This window comes from Sphaerothrix gracilis Ecp01, assembly GCF_030405905.1.
Taxonomy (GTDB): Bacteria; Cyanobacteriota; Cyanobacteriia; order Phormidesmidales; family Phormidesmidaceae; genus Sphaerothrix; species Sphaerothrix gracilis.
In genome coordinates, this window is record NZ_JASATW010000010.1 from 123,231 (window position 1) to 137,502 (window position 14,272).

The 14,272-nt window shown below is 54.7% G+C and carries 16 protein-coding genes; 3 read left to right on the forward strand and 13 right to left on the reverse strand.

The annotated features are described in order from the left end of the window. Positions 1 to 108 precede the first annotated feature (108 nt). The gene (locus QJQ48_RS13005) at positions 109 to 1,374 is read right to left on the reverse strand and encodes an extracellular solute-binding protein (protein ID WP_346291665.1); all 1,266 of its coding nucleotides are present in this window, start codon (positions 1,372 to 1,374) and stop codon (positions 109 to 111) included. Positions 1,375 to 1,428: 54 nt separating this feature from the next. After that, entirely contained in the window at positions 1,429 to 1,713 is a 285-nt protein-coding gene (locus tag QJQ48_RS13010; protein ID WP_346291666.1) for a hypothetical protein, read from the reverse strand. Between the two features lie 143 nt (positions 1,714 to 1,856). Here QJQ48_RS13010 and QJQ48_RS13015 point away from each other — a divergent pair, with 143 nt between their 5' ends. Beyond that, the gene (locus QJQ48_RS13015) at positions 1,857 to 2,774 is read left to right on the forward strand and encodes a LysR family transcriptional regulator (RefSeq protein ID WP_346291667.1); all 918 of its coding nucleotides are present in this window, start codon (positions 1,857 to 1,859) and stop codon (positions 2,772 to 2,774) included. Here the strand turns inward: QJQ48_RS13015 and QJQ48_RS13020 are convergent. From QJQ48_RS13020 to recF, 4 genes are all read right to left on the reverse strand, one after another. Further along, positions 2,771 to 3,640, reverse strand: coding sequence for a M56 family metallopeptidase (locus QJQ48_RS13020; RefSeq protein ID WP_346291668.1), 870 nt, complete (start codon positions 3,638 to 3,640; stop codon positions 2,771 to 2,773). The two genes, QJQ48_RS13015 and QJQ48_RS13020, sit on opposite strands and share 4 nt — an antisense overlap. Then, a complete protein-coding gene (locus QJQ48_RS13025; protein WP_346291669.1) occupies positions 3,641 to 4,060 on the reverse strand; it encodes a BlaI/MecI/CopY family transcriptional regulator in 420 nt (139 codons plus the stop codon). It lies immediately after the preceding gene. Positions 4,061 to 4,088: 28 nt separating this feature from the next. Further along, positions 4,089 to 4,406: a hypothetical protein gene (locus QJQ48_RS13030; protein WP_346291670.1), complete on the reverse strand. Its 318-nt coding sequence runs from the start codon at positions 4,404 to 4,406 to the stop codon at positions 4,089 to 4,091. Between the two features lie 79 nt (positions 4,407 to 4,485). After that, positions 4,486 to 5,607, reverse strand: coding sequence for a DNA replication/repair protein RecF (recF, locus tag QJQ48_RS13035; protein ID WP_346291671.1), 1,122 nt, complete (start codon positions 5,605 to 5,607; stop codon positions 4,486 to 4,488). 106 nt (positions 5,608 to 5,713) lie between these two features. On the opposite strand from recF, the gene yddG reads away from it, so the two are divergent. After that, on the forward strand, positions 5,714 to 6,598 hold the full coding sequence (gene yddG, locus QJQ48_RS13040) for an aromatic amino acid exporter YddG (RefSeq protein ID WP_346291770.1): 885 nt from the start codon (positions 5,714 to 5,716) through the stop codon (positions 6,596 to 6,598). 139 nt (positions 6,599 to 6,737) lie between these two features. Here yddG and QJQ48_RS13045 read toward each other — a convergent pair whose 3' ends face one another. From QJQ48_RS13045 to QJQ48_RS13075, 7 genes are all read right to left on the reverse strand, one after another. Further along, positions 6,738 to 7,631 carry an ROK family protein gene (locus QJQ48_RS13045; protein WP_346291672.1) on the reverse strand — a complete coding sequence of 298 codons (894 nt, stop codon included), beginning with the start codon at positions 7,629 to 7,631 and terminating at the stop codon, positions 6,738 to 6,740. An 11-nt stretch (positions 7,632 to 7,642) separates the two neighbouring features. Then, positions 7,643 to 8,302, reverse strand: a complete 660-nt coding sequence (nblB, locus tag QJQ48_RS13050) for a phycobilisome degradation protein NblB (protein WP_346291673.1) — start codon at positions 8,300 to 8,302, stop codon at positions 7,643 to 7,645. Between the two features lie 133 nt (positions 8,303 to 8,435). Next, positions 8,436 to 8,918 carry a CBS domain-containing protein gene (locus QJQ48_RS13055; RefSeq protein WP_346291674.1) on the reverse strand — a complete coding sequence of 161 codons (483 nt, stop codon included), beginning with the start codon at positions 8,916 to 8,918 and terminating at the stop codon, positions 8,436 to 8,438. A gap of 225 nt (positions 8,919 to 9,143) precedes the next feature. Then, positions 9,144 to 10,193 (reverse strand): M42 family metallopeptidase, encoded by a 1,050-nt coding sequence (locus QJQ48_RS13060; RefSeq protein ID WP_346291675.1) that lies wholly within the window; start codon positions 10,191 to 10,193, stop codon positions 9,144 to 9,146. Between the two features lie 26 nt (positions 10,194 to 10,219). Continuing rightward, a complete protein-coding gene (locus tag QJQ48_RS13065; protein ID WP_346291676.1) occupies positions 10,220 to 11,272 on the reverse strand; it encodes an SGNH/GDSL hydrolase family protein in 1,053 nt (350 codons plus the stop codon). Positions 11,273 to 11,523: 251 nt separating this feature from the next. Beyond that, positions 11,524 to 11,769 carry a hypothetical protein gene (locus QJQ48_RS13070; protein ID WP_346291677.1) on the reverse strand — a complete coding sequence of 82 codons (246 nt, stop codon included), beginning with the start codon at positions 11,767 to 11,769 and terminating at the stop codon, positions 11,524 to 11,526. A 779-nt stretch (positions 11,770 to 12,548) separates the two neighbouring features. Continuing rightward, positions 12,549 to 13,301, reverse strand: a complete 753-nt coding sequence (locus tag QJQ48_RS13075; protein WP_428843048.1) for an IS1 family transposase — start codon at positions 13,299 to 13,301, stop codon at positions 12,549 to 12,551. A gap of 220 nt (positions 13,302 to 13,521) precedes the next feature. Here QJQ48_RS13075 and QJQ48_RS13080 point away from each other — a divergent pair, with 220 nt between their 5' ends. Continuing rightward, a complete protein-coding gene (locus QJQ48_RS13080) occupies positions 13,522 to 14,097 on the forward strand; it encodes a hypothetical protein (RefSeq protein ID WP_346291679.1) in 576 nt (191 codons plus the stop codon). Positions 14,098 to 14,272 lie beyond the last annotated feature (175 nt).

Below are 14,272 nucleotides of genomic sequence, written 5' to 3' on the forward strand. Positions count from 1 at the left end.
ATCATCTCTAGAGCTGCTGTAGATCTTTGGAAATTGAAAACCAGTCCTTGATTGGCTATTTTGCTGATTGCGGTTGAGTTAGTGCCTTGGATCTGTTGCTGCCAGCGCTCAATCACCTTGTAGTAGCTCTCGCGTTTGCTCGGCAGCGGCTGTCATTGCTGCCTCAGCAGAAAGCTGTTGACCCAAGGTTTTACTCAGGTACGTCTGTAAAATCAAGGAGGCATCTGCATACTGAGCAATTGAAGGTCGCAGAATAGCTGCTTCGGCGGCCTGGGTGAGGGTCGGCTCGGAGAGCAGAGATCTACGGCTGGGAATATAGCTCGTCTTTTGCATAAACTGGCGCTGCGCTAATTCGCTGGTGAGGTACTGAATGGCTCGCCATGCCTGCCGGGGATGCCGCGATCGCTGCGCAATGCCAAATCCCCAACTGCCTTTGCAGGCGGCTCCTGCTTCTCCGGCGGTATGGAACTGCATCGGTTGCCAAGCGATCGCCAGCGAAGATGTCGCCTCAATTTGACGCAGCACGTAAGGCCAGTTGCGCATAAACACGGCCTCTCCCCGCTGAAAAGCGGCCAGCATTTCGTCATCCGTGTAGGTTTCTAGGGGAGGAGAGACGCCTAGCTCAATGGTTCGACGCAAAAACTCAGCGGCGGCGATCGCTGCTGGCTGATCTAGCCCCACCGTTTGAGTTGCCGGATCAATCCAGAAGCCGCCATAGCCCTGTAGCACTTCTACAAAGGTCGTTACTAACCCCTCTCGCTGGGACGGCCAGAGATAGCCCCAGGGCAGATCATTCTCAGCCTGAAGCGACTGCGAGATATTGAGTAGCGCTTGAAAAGTGCTGGGTGGGGGGGCTGCCTGCAGCAGGTCACTCCGGTAGTACAACATGCCAAAGTCGGCGCGGAAGGGCAGGCGATAAAGCTGATTTTCATAGCGCCCAGCGGCCACGTCGCTCTGGACAAACTGGGCCAGCTCGGCAGCAGATACCTTGTCATCTAAAGTTTGCAGCCAGCCCCGCGCCGCCAGTTCTGGCACCCAAATGACGTCTAAGTAGACAATGTCGCAGAGCGATCGCCGCGTGACTTCTAAAGTACACAGCTCTTTCAGGTTGACGGTGATATCCCCCTGCGGATTGTTGAGGCCGATGGGGCGCAGGCGAATATCAGGATGCTCGGCCTCAAAGGCGACAACCACGTCTGACCAGTAGGGAATTTCCGCTGCCGGGACTACCAGCGTTAGCGATACGGGTGCCCACGTCCAGTAGAGCAGCCCTATAATCACGAGCTGAGCGATCGCCAGCTTGCCCCAAAGGCTGGTTAGTCTAGAAACCTGTAAGGCTCTGTGAAGCTGATGTCGCAGGTGACTGCGCTGCATGAACTCAGTTTGTGTCGCTCGCTGACCCCTCTAATTTTAGCGGGCAGCCGCTGGCTAGAGCGAATAGCGCTGCTCCAGCCAGCGGCGCATTTCAGTTTCAGTGGCGTGGTTGAGGACATGCCCGGTGGTTAAATCGCGGGCATACCACCAAACTTGACCACGGCGATCGCGGCGCTGCCAAACCTGTAATTGCGAGGAGGAAGACAGGCCGCCCTGCCAGGCTTGCGCTAGTTGCTGAGCTAAAGCTTGCAGCCTGGCGATCGCTACCTGTCGCCACGCTTTGGCGGGATTAACCAGCTCTAGGCGCTGATATTCCCGAGAAGTTAAGGGCGTTTTCATGGTGGAATCCTCTTTTTTCTTAACCCTAATCGGGCTGATGTCGCTAAACCAGCAGGCGCTTACATCGCATCTATCGAATAACCTGATGGATGGGGACAGAATTTCTCGCTAATCTTAACCACAGACAGAGTGAGACTAGGGCTGTGGGTTACAACCATCAAAATCTGAAGTTTTCTCAGCTCCAGGCACTCATTGCAGTAGCCGACAGCGGCAGCTTTAGCGAGGCGGCTCTGCAGCTCAATCTGTCTCAGTCGGCCATCAGCTACGCGATCGCTACTCTCGAAACTGAACTGGGCGTGATTTTGGTGTCACGGGGGCGCTATGGTGCCCATCTGACTCCGGTGGGAGAGCAGGTGGTCAACCGCTCGCGCCAGATTACCTACCTGATGGACGATATTGCCAATCAGGCCAATTTGGCGAAGGGACTACGCGGCGGCCAAATTCGCATTTCGGCTTTTCGCAGTGCTGCTACCCATCTGCTACCGGAGGTGATTGCGGAATACTGTCGCCGCTATCCGGCGATCGCGGTGCGGCTGACTGAATATGATGACAGCCCTCAAGTCGAAGAGGACTTACGCAAAGGGCGGGCTGACATTGGCATTACTTACTTGCCGACGGAGCCAGAGTTTGAACATTGGGATTTGCTGCAGGATGAGTTTGTGGTGCTGATGCCGCCGCAGTTTGAGTCAGCCCATCCCCTAGACTGGCAAACCCTGACCCAATATCCGCTGATTATGGCTCCAGCCGGAGATGTCTGCGACGCTATTGTGTATGCTCATTGCGCTCAGTATGGCATTGCCCTGCAGCCCACCTATCAGATCCGCTCAGATGCCACGATTGTCAACATGGTGGCTCAGGGGTTAGGAGCCGCTATCAGTCCGCGTCTAGCCGCAGAGCCAATTCCAGCCGCAGTTCAAGTGCACAGTCTCCCTGTGCCCCTCTGGCGTCATATCAGCGTCACCATTTTTGCCGATGCCATGCTGACTCCGGCTGCTTTTGCCTTTATTGACTTACTCAAGGCCAAGCTAAAGCCTGTCAGACCCCTGTATTCTCAAGCCTAGAACGTGTGAAACGGAATGGTCAGCAGCGGTAGGCCAACGGCTAGGCCGCTGAGCCAGAGCCACTGGAGATGGGATGAGCTTTCAGTGGGGGCGTGAGCAATCAATGCTTCTATGCGCTCTTCCAATCGCTCAACCTGGGTGCGATCGGTCAGCATGGCCCAGCAGTCACTCGGCGGCGTAACAGCCGCCTGCGCCACCTGCACTAAGGACTCAGCCAATAGCAATGGATCGACGCGGCTGGCCGCCCAGCGATCGGCTCGTAGCTCCCGGAGAAAAATTAGCTCCTGCCACAGCGTTTCGGTGTGAGGCAGCCAGGCGGTGAGGCGACGCAGCCCTCCCAGCCAGAAAAAGTAAAAGGTGTCTCGGTAGTAGCGATGAGCGGCTTCATGGGCAAGTACCGCTTTTATCTGGTCAGGCGTCAGCGTTTCAGTCAGTCCCTGGCTTACCACGAGTTCTGAATGCCACAGGCCAATCTGAGCTGCAAAGGGAACCGCTGTTTCCAGCTGTCTAACCTGACTTTGCTGTAAAACTACTGTCGGCAGTGCCTGTATCTGCCGCTGCGATTGCAGACTCTGCCAGCTCAGGTAGGCAAACAGGACGGTCGTTCCCCCCAGCAGAGATATTGCCAGTCCATAGCCCAGTCTGCCTACGGGAGCGCCCAGCATGTGCCCGTGGCTGCCCATGTAGAGAACGGCTAGGGCAGTAAAGGCGATCGCCAGCGGCGGCAGCAGGAAATTAGCTAGCGTTAGCTGCCAGCGAAAACTCCAGGTTGGCGGCTGTCCGGTGTTCAGCCCCATGCCGTAGGAGATGCCCTGACGCAGAAGCCAAGCAAACGCGATCGCCAGTAACAAAAGCAAGCAGTGCATTTAGCGAGCCTCCCGGTCTTGGCGAACAGTTTTAAGCCGCTGCATAATCGCTTCGAGCTGGCTGATGCTGGTGGCGTCCAATTCATCGGCAAAAGCAGCTACCGTATCAGGATTGCCCACCGCTAAAAAGGCTTTGAGCTGATGGTGGGCCTGCAGCGCTGTCGCCTCTTGCTGAGAGATGATGGGCTGCCAGACAAAGGAGCGCTGCCGTCGCTGCTTTGCCAGCCAGCCTTTCTCAGTTAAGCGGTTGAGAACAGTGGTGACCGAGGCACAGGCTAGCTCGCGATCGGGATCGGCCAGAATCTGCTCATGAATTTCACGAGCGGTCGCCTGTCCCCGCTGCCAGAGGATTTCTAAAATTTCGGTTTCCAGAGAGCCTAGAGACAGCCGCTTGGGCTGGCGGGAAGGAAGGGGAGCCATGAGTCAAAGACCGCGCGAAAATCTGAAATTAGTGATCCATTGGCATGTCGGGCGACATTTCTGAGTTGGGTACCTCTAGGGTATGAGCGTGAGGACGCAATAGACCCATTGTTTGCTGACCGAAGCTGGCAACGCCCATCGAAACTAGCCCCAGAGTTGTAACGCCCATCGAAACCAGGCCAATAGAAAAAACACCCATTGAAATGACGCCTACTGAAATAATGCCATGAGTAGAAATCCCAATAGCCACCAGTCCGTGGGCGGAAACGCCAATAGCTACGCGCCCGTGGGCCTCAATTCCAACAGAGAGCCACTTTCTTTTTTTAAGCTTTTCGGCAGAGTCCACTGTATTCAAGCATGAGATAGCTGTCCCACTTTAGAGATCCAGCCCAAACTTGTCAAAAGACAGGCTGTCAAAGTTGCGGTCAATCTGCTGCCACCCGACCTGCTTTTACCTGTAAAATCTGCGATGAGTTGAGCCACTGGGCGTCGAAAGAGCCCAGATGGGTGGTGGTGATCAGAGTTTGAAACCGATCTTGAATGGCGTCGAGGAGCTGGTTTTGACGGTTGAGATCGAGTTCAGCCAGTACGTCATCTAGCAGCAGCAGCGGCGGCTCCCCAACAACAGACTCAATCAGCTTTAGCTCAGCTAGCTTTAGCGATAAAACCAGGGTACGCTGCTGGCCCTGAGAGCCGTACTGGCGTGCTGGGGTGTCATTGATCGTAAAGTCGATGTCGTCGCGGTGGGGGCCAACCAGGGTCGTGTGCTGGTGCTGCTCCGCGATCGCCCGCTGCTGAATTTTGGCTAGAAAGGCTTGCTGCACCGTGGCCGGGTCAGCGGCAGTGAGAGGGACGCTGGGGGCATAGCGAATCTGCAGTTCTTCGGTGCCGCCGCTGATAGCCGTGTGCCATTCCTGAGCGATTGGAGTCAGGCGCTTCAGCACCCGCGATCGCCGCCGAATTACCCGCGACCCCAAAGTGGCAAGCTGGGCATCCCAAATTGCCAGTTGGGCAGTATCGACGGTGCCGCCGTTTTCTTCACCCCACTGCCGCAGCAAGGCGTTGCGCTGCTTCAAGACGGTTGTATACTGCTGCAGAATATAGGCGTAGATCGGTTCTAGCTGAATCAGCAGCGTATCTACCCAAATGCGCCGCTCACCGGGGCCGCCGCGCACCAGGTCTAAATCTAGGCTAGAGAACTGGACGGCGTTGAGCGTGCCGAGAAAATCCATCTGCCGCCGCAGCTTTTCGCCGTTGAGCACGGCTGTCCGCCGACTGCCGTTGCGCAAGATAAGGGCCATTTCCGCCAGACCCAGTTCGCGTTCTAGGGCGGCATTGATTTGCCCCAGGGCTTCGCTGTCTTGAATCAGGTCGCGATCGCGGCTGGTGCGATGAGATTTCAGCGTTGCCAACAGCTCCACCGCCTCTAGCAAATTTGATTTGCCCTGGGCATTGTCTCCCACCAGGATAGTTTTAGGCGCACAAAACTCGACGTGCTGATCGCCATAGTTGCGAAAGTGCCTCAGGTGAAGCGTTTTGAGATACATGAACGGGGCCGCTACAGAAGGCGAAACGTTTAGTCAGTCTAGGGGCGATCGCCAATTTTCGCTAGGCTCAATATTTGAACATCTCTTTAATGGCTCTGTTCAAGCTATGTCTACTCGCCACTTCTCGGCTACGCTCATCGGCTTCAGCGCGGTTCTGATGTGGGGTACCCTAGCCGTCCTCACCACCCTCAGCGGCGCGATTCCCCCTTTTCAGCTCACAGCCCTGTCCTTCACCCTCGCCTTTGGCATCGGCGTTGCCCTCTGGCTGCGAGACGGCGGCAATATTCTGGGCTACCTCAAGCTGCCTTGGCCGGTCTGGATGCTAGGGATTACCGGGCTATTTGGCTATCATTTTTTGTACTTTATGGCTCTGCGCCACGCTCCGCCGGTTGAAGCTAGCCTGATTGCCTACCTGTGGCCGCTGCTGATTGTCTTGCTGTCATCGCTGCTGCCGGGTGAGCAACTACAGCGATCGCACCTGCTAGGGTCGGCTCTCGGCTTCATCGGCGCGGGGTTGCTGGTCACGGGCGGCCAGGGCTTCACGCTGCAGAGCCAGTACAGCCTCGGCTATCTGCTAGCGCTGCTATGCGCCTTTACCTGGTCTGGCTACTCGGTTTTGTCCCGGCGGTGGGGAACGATTCCCACTAACGCAGTAGGTGGCTTTTGCGGCGTAACGGCGGGGTTGGCCTGGCTGTGCCATTTCGCCCTAGAGCCGACGGTTTGGCCGACGGGCCAGGCGTGGTTGGCGGTTTTAGGGCTGGGGCTTGGCCCAGTGGGGCTGGCCTTTTTCACCTGGGACTACGGGGTCAAGCATGGAGATATTAAAGTTTTGGGCGTACTGTCCTATGCCGCGCCGCTGCTCTCGACGCTGATGCTGATTCTCTGTGGCTTGGCGGAGCTGACCTGGAACGTGGCGATCGCCTGTCTTTTGATTATCGGCGGGGCCGCGATTGCCACCCTAAAAGCCAGACAACCTGCCAGCCCGAAATAGCCGCGCTTACTGCAGCGTCAAGCTTGAATTTGTAGGCTGGGTTAGCGATAGCGTAACCTAACAAAACCCTTGCCGCTGTTGGGTTTAACTCCGTTCAACCTAATCTACAATCTCTCGCAAAATTAAAGCTGACAGACCACTACAGCCCCAGTTGCTGCAGGGCTAGCTTCGCCGCCCCCACCATGCCAGCCTGGTTGCCTAACTCAGCTAGCAAAATCTGCAGGTTGCTGCGAGAACTGGGCAAAACGCGGGTTTCAATTTCAGCGATCGCGCTGGGTAAAAACAGCTTGGCTCCGGCGCTGATGCCGCCGCCAATCACAATAGCCTCCGGTGTCAGGACATAGATTAAGCTAGCCAGCCCCGCCCCTAGATGACGGCCATACTGCTGCCAAAAGGCGATCGCTTCCGCTTCTCCGGCGGCGGCCCGCTGGGCTAGCTCGCTCGGCTCGCAGCCCGCCGCTCGGCGAATAGCCTGCACTGAGCAGTGCTGCTCTAAAGAACCCCGGTTGCCGCTGTTGCAGGGTGGCCCCTCCGGATTTAGGGTGATCAGCCCCAGCTCTCCGGCAGTGCCTTCTCGCCCGACAAACAGCTTACCGTTAAAAATAATCGCGCCGCCGACGCCGGTACCTAAGGTCAGCAAAATCAGGTCGCTAAACGACCGCCCGGCCCCCAGCCAGGCTTCCCCCAGCCCGGCACAGTTAGCATCATTAGCCAGCACTGTCGGTCGCCCGGTGGCCGTCTCCAGCCAGTCCGCCAGCGGCACGTCCCGCCAGCCCGCTAAATTGATTGCCACCCTCGCTACCCGCCCGGTCCTATCGGCAGGCCCCGGTGTACCTACCCCCAGGGCTAGGGCTTCTCGGTGGGGGTCAAGCTGGGCGATCGCTTCCACCATAGCCGCCGCGACCGCTGGGGGAGAGGCAGGCTGCGGTGTGGGGATAGTCAAAGTTTGCAGGCGATCGCCCTCAGCCGTAAACCGCCCCAGCTTGATGGCGGTGCCGCCTAAATCAATGCCGATAACCTGCTGCTGCCCCACAAGAATCTATCCTAAAGATGAGCTTGAGCTACCTGGGCCACCGCTTCAGTGTCATCATCGGCCAGCTTTTGCATGGCCTGCTTCACTTCCGGATGCTGGCTAAAGTGGCTGAGTGCCTGAGCTAGACGGTGCCGGGTTTGCCAGTCTGGATCATCTACAAAGGGAAGCAGCAGGGGAATAGCCTCTTCGTTGCCCAGTTCACCCAAGGCCCCAATGGCGGCTGTCCTAAACAGGGGATTGTCCTTGCTGAGGGCATCCTTTAGCAGCTCAAAGCTGCGCGGCTCGCCCAGTTCACCCAGGGCCGCTAAGATGCTGAACTGCAGCAGCCAGTCTGAGGTTTGCTCATAGACCGTTTTAAGTTCTGCAAAGGCTTCGGTGAATTTGAGCGCACCTAAGGAGTCAGCCGCCGCGGCGCGAACGTCTACTTCTGAGTCGGTGAGCAATGCCTTTTTCAGCAGCGCCAAAACCCGCTCTCGATCTTGATCGCCCACGTTGGAGATTTGGCTGACTGCGGCATATCTCACTCTGGCATGGCTGTCTTCTGCGGCCTGACAAAGCAGCTCAAAGGCTGCGGCTGGCTCAAGCTGTCGCATCTGATTAACGGCGCTAATGCGATCGCCGTAGTCTTCAGAGGCTAAGAGCTGCTTGACGCTATCGGGAGTAGTATCCATGAGGCTTTGCTTTTGAATTTTCTCAACACAGCTTTTTCATATCCCTAAACAGCCTAGGCAATGTCAGGGATCGCAAATTAAAGGATTTGTTTCAATTTATCAGTAAAGGGGGAGCGGCTTAGTTAACGAACTGCTAAGCAGTTTGACTGCGCTCGCTATAGTTTTTTGCCATTTCCCGCACGATGTCGCCCCGCGTCAGCACGCCAACGACGGTCTTAGCCTCATCGATCACTACTAGCCGTCGAATTTGCTTATCGTGCATGATTTGCGCTGCCTTGCGAATCGACTCATCAGGGGCAACGGTGATGGGCTTGTTGGTCATCAGTTCGCTGACGGTTTGGCCTAAAGCCTTGTGCAGTTCTTGGTTGTAGCGAGCAGGATTTTCTAGATAAATAACGCTGTCAAGCAGCGTGATGTAGGCCGGAACTTGCGCTCCAGTCACCTGCCACATCAGGTCAGTTTCAGACAGAACGCCAACCAGCCGCTGCTGCTCGTCAATGACAGGTAGGCCGCTGATCCGCTTCTCGGCTAAAAGCTGCACAGCCTCCTGCACGGGGGTATCTGGGCGAACAGTCAACAGCTCGCGAGTCATCACGTCAGCTACCGTTGTCGCCATAATTTTCTCCTTGTCGCGTGCTGCAAGCACGGCTATTACAGTGATATTGCTTTCATTGTAGGGAATTTAGGCAGCTTGGGCGGTTGGGGTTTTATAGGTTGTTACACGCACGGTCTGGGGCAGGTGGGGGAGGTGGGGGAGTTAGGGAAGATGGGGGAGATAGGGGAGATGGGAGAGATAGGGGAGATGGGGGAGTTGGGGGAGATAGGGAAGTTGGGGCGGGTTTTAGTCTTTGGCGGTGTGCTCTAGGCAGTATTGCTTTAGAACTTGAATGCAGTTGGCGATCGCCCCTAGATGCGCAATTTCGTAACCATGCGTGTTCTCCGTGGGAAAAGCCAGGCAGGCGGCGCGGGGAATGTGGCCGAATTTCATGGCGATGGAGCCATCGCTGCCAAAGCCGGAAATAGCGGCAATCTGAAGGGGCACTTCAGCAGCGGCGGCGGCTTGGCGAATCTGCCAGTTGAGGTCTTCGTCGTAAATGCCGTAGCCATCCTGGGAGAGCAGCACCGGAGCCGGGCCGTCTTGAATCGGATACTCACGGGCCAGGGGACAAATCTCTAGGGCAATCAGAGCGTCTAACGTCTGGCGCTGGCTGAAATAGAGCGCTCCCACCGCGCCGACTTCTTCCTTGGCAGAGGCAACTAAATAGATATCGATGGGCGGCTCTTTGAGCTGCTCGGCCAGAGATAGCAAAATGGCGATCGAGGCTTTGTTGTCCAGGGTGTAGCTGGCGATATGCTCGCCCAGGCGAAAGGGCCGTTTGCGGTGTTTGCCTACCACCACGCGGGTACCGGGACGGATACCTGCCGCTGCCAGATCTTCCGGCGATCGCTTCGTTTCTACCCAAGCTGCTTCCCAGTAGACCGGCCGGTTATCCTGCTGCACCTTCTGGGGGGATTCGTGGGAAACGTGGCGCGAGCCAAATGACAAAACGCCGCTAATCGTAGCGCGATCGCCCAGCAGGTCAACTACCCCTTCCCCGTACACCCAGGGAAAAGCGCCTCCCAGCTTGCGAACCGATACCTGCCCCTGCTTGTTGATGGTTTTGACGATGGCGCCAATTTCATCTTTGTGGGCCGTAATGGCGATCGCCCGCTCCGCACTTTTCCCCGCAATCTTGATGATCAAGTTGTCGGCCCGATCCTGCCAGTAGTTGACGCCCAAGGAGTCTAAATACTGGCTTAGCCACTGGTTAATTTCGGTTTCAGCGCCGCTGGGAGAGTGGCAAAGCACCAGCTCTGAGATCGTGTCAAACAGGCGATCGAAAGTATCCATAGGATAGAGCTATGATCACTAGCCTTCTATCCTAACGGCTCTACTGGAATCCTGACGGGCTGGGCCGGACGTTGTCGTCGCTTCAGCTCAATCACAGCGGCGATCGCCCCTAACGCTAGCAAGCTCAGTACAGAACCTGGTTCTGGCGTACTGGCAACCGGCTCTTTCTCATGCAGTTTCACAAAAACGGCCTGAGCAATTTCTGCGTGCGCTCTGGTGGTGGGGTGAATATCATCCCAAAAAAGCGTTTCATCAGGATTGCTGCAGGGTACGCCCGCGAGGCCGGGAATGGGGGCGACGAAACCTTGCAGACAAGGGCTGGTCGTATTGGTAAAGCCAAAGCCGCCTGCAAGCGCCTGATCAAAGAGGGATTTGACATCAAACAGCGTCACCTCTTCAATCCCCTGCACCGTCTGAGCCAGCAGCGTGTTGTGCTGATTGGCGATCGCGCTCAGTGCGGCTGACTGAGCCGGATTGCCCGCATTGGCAGGGACGCGGCCTAAATCAGGCAGGTTCAAAACCAAGAGATTTTGCACCCCGGCGCTGACGAAGGCATTGATCGCTTCTGCCAGATTGCCGACTGGAATTGTTGGATCGGTGATGCCGCCGCCGAGGTAGTCATTGGCCCCGGCCCAAAGGGTGTAAAGCGCATCTGGATCGATCATAGGACTCAGGCCCAGATAGTCCTCAACCTGCTCCTCTAAGCCGTCAAAATCAGGCGCCACCGGGAATGGCAAAACATCATCAAAGTTGTTGATGATATTCAAGTCGCTGGTGGTGGCACCGCCGACGGCAAAGTTGCTGACGGTGAGGGCGTCGGGGCCGGGGATGAATTCGTCGGCCAAATATTCCACCCACAGGTCATCGTTGGAAAACCTCTGGGCATAGGGCGGCGAAGCCGGGATACCGGAGGGCACGAACGGAATCAAAGCGTTGGTCTGAGCGTAGAGATTGCCCGTATCCGACAGGCTATCGCCAAAGACGAACATTTGCGAAAAGGTCGCCGCCGGAGCTGCTAAAGGGGTGAGCAGTGGGGTAAGCAGTGCGCCTGCTGCAATGAGCGTTTTCTTAAAGGGCATGGCTAAAACTTGAGCGTTGTCACTAATTCGATCGCGTATCCGAACCGCAGGGCTGATTGAATTCTGCTCAAGTTTATGCGATCGCTCTATTTCAGGCTTGTATCTCGTGATGGACTTTTTTGAGGAGGGGCGATCGCCCAACCCTGATAGGCAAACCGGCAGCGTTCTTATTTGGATTCAGACTGCTTCAGGGGCAGCAGAGGCAGGCGATCGCCCATCAACCTGCCGCCCCTATTTCCCTATCTCTGTTCCTACTCCAGCCGACAACGCTTGGTCAAAATCACCATGACTTCATTAGGCTGGTCGGTGGGCATGGGTTTGCTCCAGGCGTTGGCTTCGGCATAGCCCAGGACGTGTAGCCGATGGATTTCTAACCGGATGCAGGGCAGGGGGCCAAACATGAGAATGCGCACTTGGTCGCCGCTGCTGGATTGTTCGCGGTTGGGAACGGCGATCGCGGGGGAAGGGCGATCGCTGGCATGGTTTGCTTGAAACATGATCTTTCCTCTTTTGGGTTGGTATCTGGGAAGGGAAAGGCGGAAGTAAAGGAGGAAGGATGAAGGCAGAACGATGAAGTGAAAGGCGCTCAGCCTCTATCCCCTCACCCTGTAATTTCTGCCCTTTGCCTTCTGCCCTCTGACTTTTCTCCTGCCTTTCCCCTATCCCCAGAACCCAAAAACATAGCCACCCCACAAGATTGCAGCGCAAAATAGGGTGGCTAAGGGTAAAATCGCCCCTAGACCTGCCCGAACTGCGGTCCAGTTTGGGGGGTTTAGGCTCCTGTCGGTGTTGTCAGCACCTTCAGGGGCCGCTAGGTTTTTGAGTCTGTGTGAACGGCTGTAACGATTGCATCGCAACAGCTTAATGAGTGAGTTTAGAATATCGGGCGATCGGCGTCAACAGTGGTGTGAAGCTATGCGTCCAAGGAATCATGCTTTACAACGAACAGCGTTTTTAACCTGGTCGAGTAATTCTCTAAGACGAAGCTCTGCTGGCATAGATCGTCTGAAAAGAGATAATGAATAAACTCTAAACAGATTCAACCTGGAATCGGGGGGATTATTATACTGAATCATTCCACCCATTTACCTATATAGGGATCTTAGGCGGACGTAATTCTACCTATTTACCTCAGAAAGGATCTTAGGCAGACATATTTCCACCTAAGATCCCATATCAGGATCTTAGATGGAAACTTTCCCTCTAATAATAGTTATGCCGCTAGTCTTGGAGCTAGACCCGTTGCTCAAATGAGTAAACTATTTGGTAGTGCCTTTTAGTAAAGGACAGAGGAAATAGCTGGATGGCCCGATTCGATGAGTCGTTTTCTGATTAAGCGATTGTATTCGTGGATGAACGTCCAGATCGCGCCAATATGGTTTTCTAGCTTCTTTGAGAACGACAGGGTCTTTCTGACTAATCGCGATACCCGCTGTCGCATCGTGTTGTTCAACCGCTCGATATAGCTCGTCAACCCGCTCTCTTTGCCGACTACCACGTGGCGCTTGCTCGGAATAACGGTTTCATAGGCCTCCCAATAGTCGGTGTAGACTTTGGCGCATTGTCGGTAGACCGCCGGTAGCGACTGCCATAACTGCCGGGCTGATACTCTCGAACGGTCGCCGACATGACAGGCGATAATTTCTCGGGTGTCTGCATCGATGGCTAACCAGACCCACTGCTTATTGCCCTTGTCATCGACAAACGACCACAACTCATCCATCTGTACCGTCAGCTTACCCTTGGCCTTAGGGATAACCGGCGCGGTTCGGACCACCTGGGCATAAGCGTTGTTGACGTGCTCCTGGAGCCACCTCTGGCAGACCTGAGTGACTCGGGCAATACCGGCTAAGGGAATCTTCTCCAATAGAAGTAAGGTGACGAGACCGATAGTGTCTTTGTCTTTGGGTTTCCATTGCGGGTCTTCGACGAACTGACGTCCACAGTCTCGGCACTTGTAGTTTTGCTTGCCCCGGCGCGTTGTACCGTTCTTTGAGATGTCGTGGGAGCCGCAGGTGGGGCAGGTCATCTCGATCGCCATCGCGCTCATGCCTCAGAACACGGTAGATAGGTCACCTTTATTCTCTATCCTTTACATTAGTGGACTACCAACTATTTTTTGTGGTTTTAAAGGATATAAGTTTACTATTCAAGAGACTTAACCAGTGAAATTGCTCGTAATTTGGGTGGGCGTTTGTAGAATATTATTTCGACCGGATAAAGATGCTTAAACTATCGCTAGGGCAACTATGGACTGGAATATTATCTGGGTATCGGTGTTTGGGACTGTATTTTTTGTTTCCTCAATTCTTTTAGCAATTAAGTTTCCTAATCCTACTCCCTATCAGCTATTTGTGTTTCGTACAGTGTTTGCTTTGTCAGCAGCGGGAGTTGGAGCAACTATTCCAGGCTTTTTATCGATCACCACCGACTTTGCAGGAATCGTAATTAGAGCAGGAGGTGCTATAGCGTTGTTCATTCTAGTTTATTCTTTTAATCCCGCTCAATTAATTGAATCTTCGAACAAAGATTATTCATCTTCTAGTTCACACCGCTTTATCCCTGACAACTCTAAACAACCTTTTCGCATTTCCATCAGCGGAATGGACAATAAGATTACTCTAGTCTACGGAAACGTCCCGGTAAGCAGTAGATTTATTTCTATAAGCGGTATGGACTCCTCAAAAACATTGACTGTCCCATACGGAAGTTTTATTGTATTGAATCTGAGTGGCGTGGGGAATCAAATATACGCTAACAGATTAATATATGAAAATCTTCAAGTCCAAGACTCAGGGCAGAAAAACAAGGTAATAAGAACATAAGAAATCGAAATTTACGCAGCATAATAACCGCAATGCACCGGAACGGTTTAATTTGGTCGTTTAGTAGTAAAGGTTATCGCGTCCGGTGATTGCGAACGTTAGGCAGAATAGCTCTTTGACTTTAGTTTTAATACTGCTAAACTTAGAATCCTTTTGTACCGTACTTCATTTGAGA